The following is a 16,518-nucleotide window of genomic DNA, read 5'->3' on the forward strand; positions in this document are numbered from 1 at the left end:
ACAAATGCTGAATGGTAGAGAGATCCAGCCGTGTTTTTGGCGGCGATTTTACTGGGCTTTGTATGGTTGTTCTTGCCCGATTCTGATGTTGAAAATCCTTTTCGCTAACGAGTAAATTGAGTCCCACCTTCGGCGGCCACCGAAGGCTTTGTTTATCACAGTTCGCTGTCTGGCCGGTTCGTAAAAGACCGATAACTAGTATGTACGTGATAAGCACTCAATGGGCATAACTCGAATAGTCATGTGAGCCTTGAGCCTGAATAGCAAGGCGGAGATAGCTTATCTTATGGAACCTCAAGAGATCAGTGTCGGTATCGGCACGAGCAGTAAAAAACTTGATATTTATATGAGACCTACTGGCCAATTCTTAAGTGTTACCAATGATAAAAATGGTAGTTAGGATGCCATTAAACAACTATAACCTCTTAAACCTCAGAGCGTATTAATAGAGTCTACTGGAAGGCTCGAATTAGAGTTTGTTTGCGCCGCAGATAAAGCAGGATTACCTATTGTCGTTTGCAATCCGTCTCAGATAAGAAGCTTCGCTAAATCCGAAGGACGCCTCGCTAAACCGACGAGCTAGATGCAATTGATATTGCACATTCTGGAGAGGCCATGAATCCAAGACTGTAGATGCTAAAACCAGAAAAACTTAGGGATATCAGTGATTTACTGACTGTAATAAGCCAGTGCTTAGAGATGAGCACAATGCAAAAGAATCGAATTCAGAGGATGCCTAAGTCAGTGCACAAACCTATCCAGTCCATTCTAAGCACCATAAAGAAAGAGCTACAAGGTATCGACAAGCAACTGGATAAACTGGTTAACAGTGTGTCTGAGTGGCGGCAAAGGCGCGACCTACTGTTGAGTGCTAAAGGGGTCGGAAATGTATTGGCTTATACGTTGATGAGTGAGCTTCCCGAGGTAGGAAAATTGAACCGTAAAAAAATCGCTGCACTTGTAGGTATCGCCCCGATGAACCGTAATAGTGGCAGCTTCCAGGGTTAGCCCTATATTCGAGGCGGACGACATCGTGTGCGTACAGTATTATTTTTTTCTATGATGTCGGCAATACAATGCCTCCCTAAATTAGAACCAATGTATGAGCGTCTAGTCGCTACTGATAAACCAAAAAAGATGGCTTAAATAATTGATAAAGGACCATAGTCACTTGTTATGCCACTTTAACCAAGGGAGCTACATGTGCCATATAGTTTACCTTCCCCAAAGGAACCCCTTTCATCCGCATGATGTTGTAAGCAGAAACCAAATGAAAATAAAAGTTGGGGATTAGAAATTCTTGAATGTAATCCTTTCCCTCTAACTCAAGATATTGATTTCCACCAAGGTTTATTCGCTTTAGTTCTGACAATTTTGAATCTCTTAGCTCCGAATCTTGAAGTTGAGATTTAGTTCGCTCAATTAGGTTCTTAGCTACGGTTAAGGACTCAATTTTAGGGGATAGATTATCGGATTCCTGATTTTTGCACCAAAGCGAGAAATTGTAAGGCTGATTACATGTGTAGGCAATCTGTGTGCCAAAAGGAAGCATGTCTTCAATTAGTCGAAAATCCAATATGGATTCTGACTCCTCATGAAAGTGCTGTTCAGAAATTTCAAGAATATGACCAAGAGTCGTTAGTCTAGACGAAAATAAATCGACTAAGCTCTTAGTTCTTTCCTTTGACATTGTATTACCTCCTTAACAGTAGAAAGTCTTAGTCATAACGCCCCAAGCACTGGCCGGAACGTAGTTGGTTGATTTTGTGCTATTAAAGCACAAAATAAAGCAGCGCAGTGGAGGTCAAGTACATTGCTTTGTCAGTTTTTTGAATCGCAAAATGATAGCTTATTGCGTAAAACCAAATCAATAATCCCATTGGGATCTGAAGAAAGCTCGACGATTGATTGTTTGTTATCGCCGATTGGTATTCGATGACACGGATTAGACCGGATTTGATCGTTTTTCCGATATAGAAAATACAGTTGAACTGAACCCAATTCAACAGGCATCCATGAGTCATTAAATGTAAATCGATCCCCTATTTCAAAAGTACTCTTGATTGAATTCAATACCAAGAAAGTTGAGTCGATACCTCGATTCAGATCTTGCAATCTCTCCCACGCTGGAGAGTCACGCCACTCAATAGGCTTTGCGTTATATGAGCTAATTTCATGTGTCAGATCTGCGTACGCAATGCGGCCTGAGATTTTCTTAGCAATAACAATGTCAGTGGTATTATTCAAATCAACGCTTAAATTCTTATGATCATATTCAAACGAAATGGTTCGCTGAGAATAAAGGATGATTAATAAGGTTAGATATATAATTTTCATTGATCGAAGCCCAATGAAAACTAACGCCTTGCAGCAGAGGTCGGCGCGTATCGACGGTCCTGCTGACTGCGACTGTTATATTTCGTTTTCCTTGAGCTGGTTTTCAAGGCTCTTTAAATCACCCAGTACCCATACATCAGAGATTAGATCACCTTCAAAGGTAAACAAGGCGCACCCATTCCAAGTTACGCGTTTATGTGATGGTAAAAAGCCCATAAACTCATCTCTATGAAATCCGGTAAAGGACATCTTTGCAAAAACCTTGTTTCCCTCTTCTACGAGATCTTCAATAATACATTTGTAATCACCTAGCGCTTTGTGAACCATATCGACATATTCAGCGAAACCTTTGTGACCTCGCTTTTCTTGCCCCAATGATCCTCTAAAGGAGAAGCTCTCATGCAGGATCGATGGCATTGCTTTCTTATCGTGGGCATCCCAAAGAACCTCATAAAATCTTCGAACTTTATCTTTATGCACTAGTCATCCTCAGAAACATAACGAAGCGGCGTGTAAGCTGTCGGGCGCCAAAGGCGCGTAGTTAATTGACTTAGTACGCCCAGCATGAGCGTGAACTACTGGGGTGAAAGTCCCCTGTAGGAGGATCACCATTTAATGGGTTCCATTAAAGGCTAACTACTAACGAATGGCAACTGCAGCATAGCGAGGTCTTGTGGGGAGGAAGCCGCTAGTAAAACTACGAGCTAATGAACAAACATCCTATAAGGCTTAGCCTGGAGGCGAGGTGGCAAAGGACATCGAAGCCATGTGGCTAATGGGCCGAGCTAATGATGTAGTCGTGTATTGAAAGTTCACGTTCATATCTGGAGAGGTCTGCTTAGCTTGCTGCTATCTGCGTGACCTTGAAATCTTATAGGGCCCAACCCGCCAGCCCGATTCAGGAAGCCCACTTTATAGCCTATGTAGATCTCAAGCCGATCGGTACCATTTCTCAAAACGCGCCCCCTATCCTTGAGTGGCTGGGAATCTCAGCAAAACACTGGCTCTATCTTAATCGGAACTTTGAAAGCCGATTTAAAGGCCTGGTGGGATCAGCAGAGGCTGTACGGCAAGCCTGTATTCAGCTCAATAAACACTGGGTACATGGCATAGGCGGCTGCCAACGTTTTTTCGGCAACGCTCTAATAATTCCCTCCCAACCTTTCGATACTATTCCTTCCGGTTTGGCCAAAATCACGAAATCTAAAGCATAATTTTTCAGCAATTCACGTCGTCCTACACTCGGCTAGGAGAAATGGCCGTTAAGGTGGAAGGCTCGTACTACTTCCGGTGGCATTTCTCCTACCCTATTCAAAAGGTAGGCGTCTACTCTGTGGGGGAAGGTTTCTAGCAGTCCAAGCCAGCGTTTTTAAGTCTGATTGATTGCCTTTTTATAAATCAGTTATCACATTCAATGAATGCAATGCTTTCTTTTTTCCAAAGCTCCTTTTCTGTGCTCGCACCATTTACCTCCATTATTGTTGGTATATGATATGGAGACCCTGATTGAAGTTTTTGCTTTAATTCTTTAGTATTTTCCCTAACCAACAATGGGCAGCCGTACTTTGACAGTCTTTCTTGAGCTTGCCTTAACACCGTATATTCAGAATTCGGAAAAAGATACGCGTTGTCTCTAAGAAGCAGATAGCCAGAAAAACCAATGGTGCAGACAGTAAAAATTGAAACAAAAATTGTGAAAAAATACATTGATAGCATCGATGGATATTTCTTATAAAATCCTAGCTGTAGCATAAGTTTGCTAAGCTCTTGACCTTCAATGATTATTTGTGGCTTATTAAAATTTTTAATTTGGCTTGGCTTAGGAAAGAATGATAGCTTTAAGGATTCAGAAGGATCTAACTTTGTAATAAGAAACTCCATTTTGGATTTATCATAACTAAACTCAACTTCGCCATGCCGCTTGTTTGTTCTTACTACCGGAGCGTATTCTAAAGGAGAGGTTAAATTTATTCTGACATTTTCTAGCACACGCTTCGAAAGGTTTTCAATCCATAGCTGAGACACAAAAAAGCCATCCACTTTTGTTTTTTTTCTGAGTTCACTTGGTAGTAAATTCGGGGAGGGCTCCTCAAATTGCACGTTTATTGGATCCGGTGCGTCTTTAGCTACGGTATAAAAAAAGCTTAGTATCGAGAATGGATTCCACATTTAAGATTGGTTTCCTTATAATTTATAACGCCTCAAGCATCGTCGCAGTTTACTGCGTCCGCGTTCTTTGACTCGTTAATTTTTTTAAGTCGTTCATTTCTAACCATGGTCTGCGCCTATGTAGCATTCGATGGCAATTAGAGCACACCAAGGCTATATCTTCCTTTTTGGTTTCCTCTCCATCCTCATGGAGCTCACTTACAGGTTTGGTATGGTGCGCCTCGATAAACTCAGCGCCCAGTTCCCCATAAAAATCTTCAAAATCAAAGCCACAGCTCTCACATTGTAGTTTTCTGTATTTAGCCAACGCTTCTGCTTTAACTTGCGATATCAACGTTGAGTTTCTCTCCCTTGCTCTGTGCAGTTTTTCTTTTATCTTTCCCTCTGGAAACCCATTACGAAAGGAGGGCTTGTCTGGATCAAGTTCATCTGCTTTCGCTCGGTTTTCTGCAAGAGAGACCAATTCACCTAGAAATTCGGATATTTCGTCTACAATTCTTGGCAAAGAGATAACGGCATCAAGGCCAAAGAAATACTTCTCAAAATATTCTTTACGCTCATCATTTCTTCCATCTCTCTTTGATGGTCTATAACGCCAATGAAGATGCTCTCCGTCCTCGTCAGAGGAGAAACTATGAATTTCAGCTATTGGTCCAGCTTTATCCTCAGGAAAGAGAACGACATAGTATCCATTTGCTTCGTTCCATTTTATTAAAAGTAACCAAAGATTTACTCCCTTAGGATTTTCAATTAAAAATCCGCCTTCGAAATCCTTTGAATCGGCCCATTGGTGAAAACCCTTCAATGGTTCGGGGGTTAAGTCTTCACTAATAGAGGGGAAAGCCTTCTCTTTACTTCTGTATTGGGAGAGCAGTCCATATAAACTCTTTACTATCTGAATATCCACTTATCTCTCCGTAGAAGTTAACTCTCGCCACTCAGGTGAGAAACTTGTTTCGAGTCCAAGGCACGGAGTGCCTGAATGTGCTGGCGCTTGTATGGTTGTTCTTGATCGATTCTGATGTTGAAAATCCTTTTCGCTAACGGGTAGATTAAGACCCATCTTCGGCTGCCACCGAAGGCCTTGCTTATTAAATCCTAGGTCGTTTCTGGACACCCATCAAAGGAAGAGCTTAAGACGTTACAGCTATCGACACAATACGGAAGTCACAATAAAAAACTGGATATTAAAACAGTTAAACCCATACCCGATGACCCAGCCTCGCCGCTCACAGATCTCACTTGATGCGACTCCGTACTATCACTGCGTCTTCCGCTGTGTACGCAGGGCATTCCTTTGTGGAAGAGATACTCAATTAGGGAGGGATTATGAGCACCGGCGCCAATGGATTGAGACTGGGATGCAAAAGCTAGCTGCTTTCTTTGCGCTGGAGATCGCTGCCTATGCGGTAATGAGCAATCACTACCATGTGGTGCTCTATATTGATTCTAAAACAGCCAAAACTTGGTCTGATACTGAGGTCATTTTCCGCTGGCAGGAGCTATTTAAAGCTTCTAATTTGGCTCAGCGCTTTCTTCAGAGTGCCTCTCTGGATTGCAGTGAAAAGAACAAGCTTAAAGAGCTGATCGGGCTATGGCGAGAGCAATTAATGGATATTAGTTGGTTTATGCGCTGCCTAAACGAATCTATTGCTCGCCAAGCCAATGCAGAAGACCAGTTGTACTGGCCGCTTCTGGGAGGGCCGTTTCAAGTCTCAGGCGCAATTGGATGAAAGAGCCTTGGCTGCCTGCATGGCCTATGTCGATCTCAATCCTATCCGTGCCGATATTGCAAAAACCCCAGAGGACTCCGATCATACGTCCATTCAGCAGCGTATTCGCGCTGTGATCTCAGGTGAGCAGCCTAAAGAGCTACTACCGTTTGTGGGCGGCGAGCGCCTTAATATGCCGAAAGGGTTGCCCTTTCAATTGGATCACTATTTGGCGTTAGTAGACTGGAGTGGCCGGCATTTAGACCCCAAAAAGCGCGGTGCCATTTCTCAAAATGCGTCCCCTATCCTTAAGCGGCTGGGAATCTCAACAAAACACTGGCTCTATCTTAATCGGAACTTTGAAAGCCGCTTTAAAGGTTTTGTGGGATCAGCAGAGGCTGTACGGCAAGTCTGTATTCAGCTCAATAAACGCTGGGTACATGGCATAGGCGATTGCCAACGTTTCCTTTCTGCAACGCCCCACTAATTCCCTCCCAACCTTTCGATACTATTCCTTCTGGTTTGGCCAAAATCGCGCAATTTTCAAACCTAAGGCATAATTTTTCAGTATTTCACCTTGCCGTACACCTGATCAGGAGAAGTGGCCGTCAAGGTGGAAGGCCTGTACTTTTTCCTGTGTCATATTTCAATCTATGGGTGTCCTATTGTTACTATTGTTAGTTTGACACGTCGCTCTCTCATTGTTTATGGTGCTTGTATAGGTTCTCAGGAACAAAATATATATTCTTCTTTGCTCTAGTACATGCAACATAAAATTTGTTTTTAGTTTGAGAGGCTAATTCATCAAGCTTATCTTTTTTATAGTGCTGTAGTGTGGTTGGATTTAATACAATGCATACATCTGAATAGCAATCTAAACCCTTAGTTGCCCCCCAATTTTCAGTAACTCCTGGGTAACGCTTACTATCTTTGAAAAACAACTTCACGATATTATCATCATGATAAATCTCTTCTGCCAATTTTGAGGACTGTACTAATTGGATTGAAGTTATATCATCTCTATGGGATTGTATTGTTATCCCTGTTTTTTCAGATACAAAATTACAAGTGGTTGGGCTACATCTATAGCTATGAGATAGCATTTTTGTATCAATTACATAGCCAGAAGCAACTAACTTTCTTGTATAGTTATCCAAACTTTTATGTATATTTGAATTAATATTACCATCACGACTTGTATCGAATGTATGTTGATAAAAATCACCAACCAACAGTAAGGTCTCTATTTTTGGTGATAGGTTGCATATGAAATTAAAATCATGTCCACCAAAGTCTTGTACCTCATCGATGCATACTAAATTGAAGTATTTTTCAATTCTTTCCGAAACTTCACCCATGATCTTGCACTGCTCAAGGAGTTTCGCAATTCTATTATGGTAAACTCTACCATGACTATCTTTATAGAATCTTGGGTCACTTCTCTTTAATCTAAGAGTAAATGCAGGAGGTGTATCCCAGTTAATTCCCTTAGACTTAACTCTATTACCAAGTAAAGGCTTTAAGCAAAATGAATAAATGAAGTTGAAATAGGTATAGACTCTTACCCCGCTAGGAATAAAGCCTATTTTATCTATTATCCTTGACTTGATGTTTTTATAGTTATTTTCTGTATATGTTACTATCAGTGCCCTAGTGTTTTCTTCAATTCTATTGATTATATTGCTTGTTTTACCTGAGCCAGCTACTGCTAATACTACTCGTTTATCCATTCTATAGCTCGAGATAAGTAATCTGGTGAATTTAACGAATCGGATTTTTTATCTAGAATTTCGAAAGCACAATCAGCTTTATTTTTAAGCATATACTCTAACACTGAGAGCTTTCTTCTTCCTGGAGCAAAAAGCTCATCACAAATCTCCTTATTATGGTCATAAAAACAAATTTCAAAAGTGCTTTTTTCATTATTCTCTTCATAAAAAACATTTATATTATCACTTATGTACTCATTATAATTATCAGCACAATTAGCTTCATAATCTCCATCATTATCTCTAACTACTGCCACTCGTATATTTAGTAACTTTGCTAAATCAAGATAACGTTTGAAACTAGTTCCTCCAACAGAAATGATATGAACATCATCACTATCTAATGTTCTTGATGTTACAGTCTCATAGAGAGCATCCATTAAAATATATTCTGCATCACCTTCTACTAAGATGACTTTTGAAGATAAAATAAATTCTAGTATGTTATTGTCTGGAGCCTTCATGAAGAACTTAGCTGTATCTTCTGGCAATGACTCTAGAGATATTGGAGCTGTACTATTGCTATTCAGTAATATGGTATTTCTTAAGTCCAACCTTGTACTTATTAAGCTATTATGAGTTGCAATAAATATTTGTTTTGCTTCTGAATCAGAAATTCGATTAACAAGCTTTTTCATGTTTGTGTGGCTTAAGTGATTTTCCGGCTCTTCAAGTAAAAGAGTATCTATGCTTTCACCATCACTATTTCGGCTAAGTGCAAATTCAGTTTTTATAAAGCATTGGCGTCCTTTACCTCTATTTTCTAAAGCTATTTCGCCTTCAGTTATAGTTAGATCTGTTTCAAGATTTGATTTATTGCCAGTTTTCACTGAAAATTGATATTTATCAATATCTTCATTTATTTGTCGTAAGCTATCTTCAACAAACCTTTGCTTTTGTTGTCTGTACTCATTTTGCAAAGATATTCTTTGAGTTTGACTGGATAAAGATTCGTAAACAGTTTTGATATATTCTTTAGTTGCATATTCACTGTTGATTTGTGAGCTATCAATTGAAAGATATTTTAGAAACTTTCTATATCCTGAATATACTTCACCTGAAAAGGTTGTAAATTTGACACTATAGTATTCAAATGGAAAATTACTTTCATCTTGCGTGAGTACTTCACGTATTTCGCTACCTAATTCTTCGATTGGTTCGCAAGTTAATTTCAGTCCATCTGAAACGACATTATCCAAATTATTCTTTCCATTTAAATCTGGATTATCTTGTTCGTTCAAAAATATCTCTATATGTAGAGTTGGTAGATCACTTTCTTTTTTATCACTAGATAGGAATTCTTTTATTGCATCTGTATTAAAGATGTTTTCTAAACCTATTGATTCTACTTTATTTTTACTACCGCTAAGTACAAGCTCTATTGCAGTTAAAATTGTACTTTTTCCGGCTTCATTATCACCAATTAAAATGTTTTTATCTTCATGGAATTTTATTTCGCTCTCCCTGAATCTTTTGAAGTTGATTAATTTGATTTTTTTAATTTGTTTCATCAAATACTACCTATAAATTGTAAATATATATTTCTCTAAGATATGTATAGACGTGTAACATCTATATAGTAACCATTTTGATCACTATTATCCTGATTGTTATCTCAGAATCAATTTCTATGCCAAAGCCTAAATCTTTATTTAAAACCATAGACTTAAAGCATCCTGATACGTCCGTGCAAACTAGAAAAACGATCACTTTGACTACTATCCCAATTTTAACGCTAGTCCGTAACCCCTTTATTTCGTTATTGTTTTTGGGTTTATCTTCTTGTTCTCCAATATCACGGTCAATATGATCGTAAATCCCTAAGCTAGCACTCGCTAACTTTTACAGGCTGGTATTAGTTGAGGAGTGGTTAAGGTATCCAGGGTCCCTCTGAATCACTCTGTAATATCTCTGCGGATCTTGAAGGCTAAAGATGTTAGGCGCAGTTCGCCGCGAATGGACGTAGCCCTTTGCAAGTGTTGAAACGCAGCAGATGTGGTCTTCAAGGGTCGACCTGAGGGGGTTCCATAACGATTTATGCACCGTGTTGAGACTTCTTCTAAGGTCTAGTCATTCCTGTGAAGCTGCGCTCTTATTGAAACCACTCTGTAAGTAGAGGCATCACTGGGTTGTTCAGAGATTCCTTAATCTCGCAGTAATATCTTAAAAGTCTGCAAGTTACTTTGGTCTATGGAGAGATCTTTTCTGTAGATATATGGAGTACGTATTAAGTCGAAGCATTGATGATCTAATGTTGTCAGAACTCCAGCGTGGGAGCGGTGGGTATATTAATCTAAACGGTCATTTTTATATGCAACCGAAATTTTTAATGCGTGAGTAACAAAAAATATAGGCACAAAAATAATCTTATTAGATTTTATTAGGATTGTTTTAGTGTCAAAGCCACGTAAAATCGATAGATATTTATTGGTGTTTTGCCCGCGATTAAAAAGCCACCTGAAGGCAACAGTCAAAGCGGCTCAGTTCAAGAGTACCGAGAGAATCAAGAACCCAAGAATCTTCTAAAAACCACCCCCTCAAAGGAGACCGGTAGCGTGAAGTAAGAAACAGTAAAAGGCGCTGACCCAAGGTGCTGGAACACCTGGGGCCAGCTAACCAAATTGATACGCTAATTATCAAGATGGCTATATGCATAGTACGCTAGAATCCCGCTCGTCTTCAATAAAGTGGAGCACAATCAGCGGCTTGGAGAGATCACCCAGGCCCTGGGGGCGTTGCGTCTGCCTTTTCTTTTTCTATGCCTACCGTTCTCGCGCACCACCTCGTAGTTACTCAAAACATTTCTATTCGAACTTCCCATTGTGGAAGGCCTATCCATGGTTTGAGTCTCAATAGGAAACAAATATGTTGATCTTAAAACGCCGCACAGGTGAAAACTTACGGATTGGAGCGAATGTCTCAATCACAGTATTGGAAGTTAAGGGGAATCAGGTAAAGGTGGGGATACTTGCTCCCAAATCCCTACCCGTACACCGCGAGGAGATTTATAGGCGGATCAAAAGGGAAGGAAATATGAACAATGGGAATCGCTGAGAATTTGATCGAGATGGTGGCGCTTAGCCATGAATGGGTTGTATTGCCATTGAAGGGCTAACTAATGATAGTTAGCCCTTCAATTTTCAATCGAACCAGACGAGTCTATCGCTGCGACTAGAGCCGCTGTTTAAGCGCAGGATTAAGCTTTATTAGTGATGCTTAAACCCAGCGGCAAATTTGTCTGCTAATTTAAAGTATTCCTTAAGGTCCTTGCGGGTCTTTTCTGTACGGTTGTTCTCGGAGTTAAGATGGATATTCTCCACAACAACGGCAATTTCTTTTGCCAGCTCTTGCTTGTCACCCTTTAGGTTCTCAGCGAAAAACTCAACACTTTTCTCAAGCGTGTAGGTGATGACATGTATCTGGTGAAGCTCAGCAGCATCAAGCTTTTGCTTGCTCTTAATTTCTGCGGTTTTCTCAACGAAAATCTTCTTGGCATCCTTCATTGAAGTAACATCCGCTACTTTAAGGTGCTGAATGGGCTTTTCTCCAGAAGCATCGCTAGCTTGCGCTGTGGTAGCAAAAGTAACCGCAAAAAGTAGTGCAATTAAAATTCTCATCTTTCCTCTCTGACGCCCAAACTTTAAGGGTTGGTAAGGCATTGATCGGGCGAGGTGAATGCCTAACATTTAACAGTGATCATTTTGCTCACTTTGATCGCTATCGTAAATGAGGATAACTATCATTAACATTCATGATACAGGAATTTTTAGGGGCTCAAAACATTTCTGGCAGAAATTGCGATCTGGCTGATCGAAGCTTGAACAGGTCAAGAAAATGGAATCTGAGAACGGCGAGTACGGGAGGGGGTAACGGAGGATTTTAGCCAGGAAGAGGCGATCTCCGTTTTATGGAATTTGATCTGTTAACCCTCTCTTCGCGGTAACAAAGAGAAGGTTATTTACGGAAGGAGCCGGTTAACCCGGTATTATTGAGACCGGCTTCACAAATTAATTGGTACGGAGGCTAGGAAATCTCCCCCAGTACATCAACCATCGCCGAAGTTAATTGGCTGAGGTCTTCTTTCGAAATCACATAGGGCGGCATGGCGTAGACCAGCTTGCCGAAGGGGCGCAGCCAAACTCCGCGTTCGATTAGAGCTTCCTGCACTTTGGCCGTATTTACCGGCTCGCGCATTTCCACCACGCCAATCGCTCCAAGGGCTCGAACATCGGCGACACCCGGTGCGGATTTTAATGGGGCTAGCTGTTCGGTCAGCTGCTGTTCGATTGCGGTTACTCGCTCCTGCCAGGGTCCGCTGAGTAGTAGTTGAATACTGGCATCGGCGACGGCACAAGCCAGGGGGTTACCCATAAAAGTGGGGCCGTGCATAAATACACCGGCTTCCCCTCTGCAAATACCTTCGGCTACTTTATCGGTACAGAGAGTGGCGGCCAGGGTCATGGTGCCGCCGGTGAGGGCTTTGCCCAGTGTGAGGATATCCGGGGTGATATCGGCGTGTTCACAGGCAAATAACTTGCCGCTGCGGCCAAAGCCGGTGGCGATTTCATCGGCGATTAATAGCAGATCGTGCTCGTCACAGAGCTCGCGTACACGGCGCAAATAATCGGCAGAATAAAAACGCATGCCGCCAGCGCCCTGGACGATCGGCTCTAAAATAATCGCGGCCAATTGATCGCGGTTTTCTTTCACTTGCTGGCGCAGTTCGGCGATATCACTGTCATTACAGGTGTTGCCAAAGGGGACCTGCGGAGCGGGGGCGAACAGATGCTGGCTCAGCTGTCCTGCAAATAGGTGATGCATTCCGGTGACCGGGTCACAGGTGGCCATGGCTCCGAATGTATCGCCGTGGTAACCGTTGCGCAGGGCGAGCAGTTTGCTCTTCTGGGGTTTTCCCTGGGAGTGCCAGTATTGAATGGCCATCTTGATAGCCACTTCCACAGACACTGAACCGGAATCGGCGAGAAATACCCGGTTGAGACCAGGTGGAGTGATTTCCACTAATTTCTTGCACAGCTCGATCGCGGGCTCGTGTGTTAAACCCCCGAACATCACATGGGACATCTTGTCCATCTGATCGCGCATGGCCTGGTTTAGCTCGGGCACATTGTATCCGTGCAGGGCACTCCACCAGGAGGACATACCGTCGATCAGGCCGCGCCCGTCTTCCAGGTAAAGTCTTACCCCCTCGGCCCGCGCTACCGGGTACACCGGGGGCGGGTCGATCAGGGAGGAGTAGGGATGCCAAATATGTTTGCGATCGAAATCCAGGTCCATAAAAACTACATCTTTATTCTCAAGAGCCGACATTCATCAGTTAGGCCAGTTCGCGCAGTACTCTGAGCGGGGGCTGGCTGATCGAGCTGTAACAGGCTAGGGTACCGGCGGTGCCAACCAGTACTGCACCGGTGAGTGGTCCGGTTAGCCAAAGGACTGGGTGCAATATCACCGGCAGTTCAAAGACCCAATAAGACAGCACAGCCAAGGTGGCTTCAGCACCGATAGCCGCGAGCAAACCGGCGGCAAAACCCAGCAGGCCAAATTCCAGTATCAGGCTTCTCAGCAACAAGCGCCTGCGGCCCCCCAGTGTGCGGATAATTGCCGCTTCCTGCAATCGCTCGGCGATACTGGCGCGCACCCCGGCAATTAATACCAGGACCCCGGCAACCAGCATCAGGGCCATAACCGATTCGATAGCGAAGGACACCTGGTTAATGGTGTCGCGGATACGCTGGATGATCTTATCCAGCTCTATCACACTGACGCTGGGGAAGGCGCGAACCAGGTCGTTGACCAGTAGTTTGTCCTCCGGTGGGAGGTAAAAACTGGTGATATAGGTAGCCGGGAAATCATCGATAGTGCCCGGCGCAAATATCATATAGAAGTTGGGGCGCATGCTGTTCCAGTCCAGCGAGCGGAAGCTGGCTACCGGGGCTTCTACTTCCAGTCCGCCGATGGAAAAGCGCAATTGATCTCCCAGTGACAGTTCCAGCTGGGCTGCCAGCTCCACTTCTACGGAAACACCTTCGCTGGCTTTGTCCCACCACTCGCCTTCCAAGATGCGGTTGTCCGGCGCCAGGGTATCGGTGTAGCTCAGGTTCAATTCCCGGCGAACGCCACCGGGACGATCTTTTTTCTCTTTAATGGAGACGCCGTTAATCGCCACTAAACGGCCGCGCACCATGGGGTAAAACTCGGTGCTGCTTACCTCGCCCTCTGCCAGCATATTTTCCATGGTTGGAACATCGTGAGGGGCGATATTCAGGAGGAAGTGATTGGGGGCTTTTTCCGGCAATTGCATCCGCCATTCGTCCACCAGGGCGGTGCGGGCAAAGACCATGGCCAGCATGGCCAATAATCCGGTGCCAAAAGCGGCAATCAATAGGGTGTTAAACGCGGCGCGGCGTTGCAGGCTGCCCAGGGCAATGCGCCAGGCGCCTCCCAGGGAGGCCAGCTTTCCGCGCACCAGGAGGCGGTTGACCAGGGCGCTGCCGGCTACCAACAGGAGCATGCCGGCAAACAGGGCGAGCGTCATAAGCAGGCTGCCGGACAGCCACCAGATTAGAAGCAGCATGGCGCTGGGGCCGAGAATCAGCCCGAGCCATTCGCGTCTGTCTGGATTGCTCCAGTCGTGCCGCAGGGTTTGCATCGGGTCTGTACGCGCCAAACGGAAAAGTGGCGGCAGGGCAAAGCCCAGGGCGCAGGCGAGGCCGGTGGCGAGTCCAATCAGCAGTGGGCTCCAGCTGGTAGCCGGGGGTTGAACCGGGAAGAACCCTTCCATCAGGTTGACCGCCTGGCTCTGGATAAAGGTGCCCAGTGCCAGCCCTATAGCGGTGGCAATCAGGGTGAGGGCGGCCAGCTGCCCTAGGTAAATACCGAGAATTTTGTTGCGCCCGGCACCGAGGCTTTTCATTACGGCTACGTAGGCGCCGTGGCGCAGTCCGTAGCGTCTGGCTGCCAGGCCAACGGCGACGCTGGCGAGAAGTACGGCCAGGCTGGCGGCGAGAAACAGGAAGGACTCGGCTCTATCCAGGGCAGAGGCAACCCGGGGCTGGCCTTCGCGCAGGTCCAAGATCCGCTGGTGCTCAGTCAGTTGAGGTTTGAGCCAGTCAAAGTAATCCTTCAGGACTTGGTCATCACCGGCAAACAGGTAGCGGTAGCGCACTCGGCTTCCGGGCTGGATCACACCTGCGGCGGGCAGGTCGGCGGTATTGGCTAATACTCGCGCGCCCATATCAAACAGGCTGGTGCCCCGGTCGGGTTCCCGCTCCAGTATGGCTGTCACTTTCAGTTGGGTGTCGCCGAGGGCGATAGGATCGCCGAGCTGGATTCCCATCAACGGCAGAAGGCGGGACTCCACCCAGGCTTCTCCCGGGGGAGGTCCTTGTGGTGCCGCTTCGCCAGGGCCTTCCGGGGACTTGCTGATTTCCAGTTGTCCCACCAGCGGATAGCCTTTATCGACGGCTTTGACCGAGACAAACTGGAACTGGTCGTTGGCGGAGATCATGGATGAAAACTGGACTATCTGGCCCTGTTCCAATCCCTTTTTGTCGGCTTCCTCCAGCCATGCGCTATCCACAGGCTTACTGCTGCGCAGCACCCGTTCTGCGGCCAGGAAGGTGAGGGATTGCTGCTCCATGGCGCGGGTAAGGCGGTCGGTGAAATGGGCGATCGCAGTGACACAGGTAACAGCCAAAATCAGGGCTGAGGCAATTAGCGCCAACTCGCCACCGCGCCAGTCCCTGAACAGCAATCTAAGTGGCAGCATCAGGCGGATACCTCCGAGAAGTTGTCGTCACCGGCGAGGGGCTCGTAAGACTCCACGGCACCTGCAGACATACGCAAGTGAGTGGCGCAACGTTCAGCCAGGCGCTGCTCGTGGGTCACCAACACCAGAGTGGTGCTGGATTCGGCATTGAGCTTAAAGAGTAAATCGATGATCTTGGCGCCGTTGCCGGCATCCAGGCTGCCGGTGGGTTCGTCGGCAAAAAGGATAGCGTCCTCGCCGCTGAAGCTGGCGAATGCCCTGGCAATGGCGACCCTTTGCTGCTCCCCGCCGGAGAGTTGGCGCGGGTAATGGCCCAGACGATGCTCGAGTCCGACCTTGGCTAGGAATTCCTCCGCGCGTTTGGCGGCGCCGCGTTCACCGCGCAATTCGCTCGGCAGCATCACATTTTCCAGGGCGGTAAGGCCGGGCAGCAGCTGGAAAGTCTGGAATACAAAGCCCACGCAGCGGGCGCGCACCGCGGCGCGCTGCTCTTCGTCCATGGCGGTGATCTCGTCACCTGCCAGCCAGATCTTGCCCTCGGTAGGTTTGTCCAATCCCGCCAGCAGGCCGAGCAGGGTGGACTTGCCGGAACCTGAGGCCCCTGTCACAGCGAGGCTCTCGCCACGGGCGACTTTCAGGGAGATATTGTTTAATAGGGTCAGTGGCCCTTCGCTGGTGGAGACCCTGTGATAGAGGTTTTCTGCCGTGAGAATGGCGGACATACTGTATTCCCTTTGCGGATACG

The 16,518-nt window shown here is 45.4% G+C and carries 14 protein-coding genes; 4 read left to right on the top strand and 10 right to left on the bottom strand.

Features of this window, described 5'->3' with window-relative positions; all coding sequences use genetic code 11:
* Window positions 1-744: 744 nt before the first annotated feature.
* A complete protein-coding gene (locus ACJJIJ_RS02480) occupies window positions 745-1,008 on the top strand; it encodes a transposase (RefSeq protein ID WP_444938552.1) in 264 nt (87 codons plus the stop codon).
* Between the two features lie 166 nt (window positions 1,009-1,174).
* On the opposite strand, the gene ACJJIJ_RS02485 is transcribed toward ACJJIJ_RS02480, so the two are convergent.
* The 4 genes from ACJJIJ_RS02485 to ACJJIJ_RS02500 all read right to left on the bottom strand — a co-directional run bounded on the left by ACJJIJ_RS02485 (window position 1,175) and on the right by ACJJIJ_RS02500 (window position 5,413).
* Window positions 1,175-1,690 (bottom strand): DUF1993 domain-containing protein, encoded by a 516-nt coding sequence (locus tag ACJJIJ_RS02485; RefSeq protein ID WP_444904114.1) that lies wholly within the window; start codon window positions 1,688-1,690, stop codon window positions 1,175-1,177.
* A gap of 722 nt (window positions 1,691-2,412) precedes the next feature.
* Window positions 2,413-2,817, bottom strand: coding sequence for an ester cyclase (locus ACJJIJ_RS02490; RefSeq protein WP_444938553.1), 405 nt, complete (start codon window positions 2,815-2,817; stop codon window positions 2,413-2,415).
* Between the two features lie 918 nt (window positions 2,818-3,735).
* On the bottom strand, window positions 3,736-4,506 hold the full coding sequence (locus ACJJIJ_RS02495) for a hypothetical protein (RefSeq protein ID WP_444938554.1): 771 nt from the start codon (window positions 4,504-4,506) through the stop codon (window positions 3,736-3,738).
* A gap of 49 nt (window positions 4,507-4,555) precedes the next feature.
* The gene (locus tag ACJJIJ_RS02500; protein WP_444938555.1) at window positions 4,556-5,413 is read right to left on the bottom strand and encodes an HNH endonuclease; all 858 of its coding nucleotides are present in this window, start codon (window positions 5,411-5,413) and stop codon (window positions 4,556-4,558) included.
* A gap of 454 nt (window positions 5,414-5,867) precedes the next feature.
* On the opposite strand from ACJJIJ_RS02500, the gene ACJJIJ_RS02505 reads away from it, so the two are divergent.
* Both ACJJIJ_RS02505 and ACJJIJ_RS02510 read left to right on the top strand, forming a co-directional pair.
* Window positions 5,868-6,239 (top strand): hypothetical protein, encoded by a 372-nt coding sequence (locus ACJJIJ_RS02505; protein WP_444904120.1) that lies wholly within the window; start codon window positions 5,868-5,870, stop codon window positions 6,237-6,239.
* Window positions 6,172-6,705: a hypothetical protein gene (locus ACJJIJ_RS02510; RefSeq protein ID WP_444938556.1), complete on the top strand. Its 534-nt coding sequence runs from the start codon at window positions 6,172-6,174 to the stop codon at window positions 6,703-6,705. Before ACJJIJ_RS02505 ends, ACJJIJ_RS02510 begins: the two co-directional genes overlap by 68 nt.
* 211 nt (window positions 6,706-6,916) lie before the next feature.
* Here ACJJIJ_RS02510 and ACJJIJ_RS02515 read toward each other — a convergent pair whose 3' ends face one another.
* The gene (locus ACJJIJ_RS02515; RefSeq protein WP_444938557.1) at window positions 6,917-7,948 is read right to left on the bottom strand and encodes a hypothetical protein; all 1,032 of its coding nucleotides are present in this window, start codon (window positions 7,946-7,948) and stop codon (window positions 6,917-6,919) included.
* Window positions 7,933-9,498, bottom strand: a complete 1,566-nt coding sequence (locus ACJJIJ_RS02520) for an ATP-dependent nuclease (protein WP_444938558.1) — start codon at window positions 9,496-9,498, stop codon at window positions 7,933-7,935. The genes ACJJIJ_RS02515 and ACJJIJ_RS02520 overlap by 16 nt, the downstream gene beginning before the upstream one ends.
* A 1,354-nt stretch (window positions 9,499-10,852) precedes the next feature.
* Between ACJJIJ_RS02520 and csrA the strand changes: the two genes are divergently transcribed.
* The gene (gene csrA / locus ACJJIJ_RS02525; protein WP_444938559.1) at window positions 10,853-11,041 is read left to right on the top strand and encodes a carbon storage regulator CsrA; all 189 of its coding nucleotides are present in this window, start codon (window positions 10,853-10,855) and stop codon (window positions 11,039-11,041) included.
* 152 nt (window positions 11,042-11,193) lie between these two features.
* Here the strand turns inward: csrA and ACJJIJ_RS02530 are convergent, their stop codons facing one another.
* The 4 genes from ACJJIJ_RS02530 to ACJJIJ_RS02545 form a co-directional block, all read right to left on the bottom strand.
* A complete protein-coding gene (locus tag ACJJIJ_RS02530) occupies window positions 11,194-11,604 on the bottom strand; it encodes a DUF6746 family protein (RefSeq protein ID WP_252085007.1) in 411 nt (136 codons plus the stop codon).
* Window positions 11,605-12,010: 406 nt separating this feature from the next.
* Window positions 12,011-13,315, bottom strand: a complete 1,305-nt coding sequence (gene bioA / locus ACJJIJ_RS02535; protein ID WP_444938560.1) for an adenosylmethionine--8-amino-7-oxononanoate transaminase — start codon at window positions 13,313-13,315, stop codon at window positions 12,011-12,013.
* A gap of 7 nt (window positions 13,316-13,322) precedes the next feature.
* Window positions 13,323-15,773, bottom strand: coding sequence for an ABC transporter permease (locus tag ACJJIJ_RS02540; RefSeq protein ID WP_444938561.1), 2,451 nt, complete (start codon window positions 15,771-15,773; stop codon window positions 13,323-13,325).
* Window positions 15,773-16,495 carry an ABC transporter ATP-binding protein gene (locus tag ACJJIJ_RS02545; RefSeq protein WP_444938562.1) on the bottom strand — a complete coding sequence of 241 codons (723 nt, stop codon included), beginning with the start codon at window positions 16,493-16,495 and terminating at the stop codon, window positions 15,773-15,775. Before ACJJIJ_RS02545 ends, ACJJIJ_RS02540 begins: the two co-directional genes overlap by 1 nt.
* Window positions 16,496-16,518: the final 23 nt, after the last annotated feature.

Source organism: Microbulbifer mixtoriginis (SeqCode), assembly GCF_052467945.1.

Bases quoted from the DNA above. Each gene is read 5' to 3' on its own strand.
- ACJJIJ_RS02540 (WP_444938561.1), bottom strand. From the start codon at position 15,773: ATGCTGCCACTTAGATTGCTGTTCAGGGACTGGCGCGGTGGCGAGTTG.
- csrA (WP_444938559.1), top strand. From the start codon at position 10,853: ATGTTGATCTTAAAACGCCGCACAGGTGAAAACTTACGGATTGGAGCG.
- ACJJIJ_RS02530 (WP_252085007.1), bottom strand. From the start codon at position 11,604: ATGAGAATTTTAATTGCACTACTTTTTGCGGTTACTTTTGCTACCACA.
- ACJJIJ_RS02520 (WP_444938558.1), bottom strand. From the start codon at position 9,498: ATGAAACAAATTAAAAAAATCAAATTAATCAACTTCAAAAGATTCAGG.
- bioA (WP_444938560.1), bottom strand. From the start codon at position 13,315: ATGTCGGCTCTTGAGAATAAAGATGTAGTTTTTATGGACCTGGATTTC.
- ACJJIJ_RS02505 (WP_444904120.1), top strand. From the start codon at position 5,868: ATGCAAAAGCTAGCTGCTTTCTTTGCGCTGGAGATCGCTGCCTATGCG.
- ACJJIJ_RS02515 (WP_444938557.1), bottom strand. From the start codon at position 7,948: ATGGATAAACGAGTAGTATTAGCAGTAGCTGGCTCAGGTAAAACAAGC.
- ACJJIJ_RS02495 (WP_444938554.1), bottom strand. From the start codon at position 4,506: ATGTGGAATCCATTCTCGATACTAAGCTTTTTTTATACCGTAGCTAAA.
- ACJJIJ_RS02510 (WP_444938556.1), top strand. From the start codon at position 6,172: ATGCAGAAGACCAGTTGTACTGGCCGCTTCTGGGAGGGCCGTTTCAAG.
- ACJJIJ_RS02545 (WP_444938562.1), bottom strand. From the start codon at position 16,495: ATGTCCGCCATTCTCACGGCAGAAAACCTCTATCACAGGGTCTCCACC.
- ACJJIJ_RS02485 (WP_444904114.1), bottom strand. From the start codon at position 1,690: ATGTCAAAGGAAAGAACTAAGAGCTTAGTCGATTTATTTTCGTCTAGA.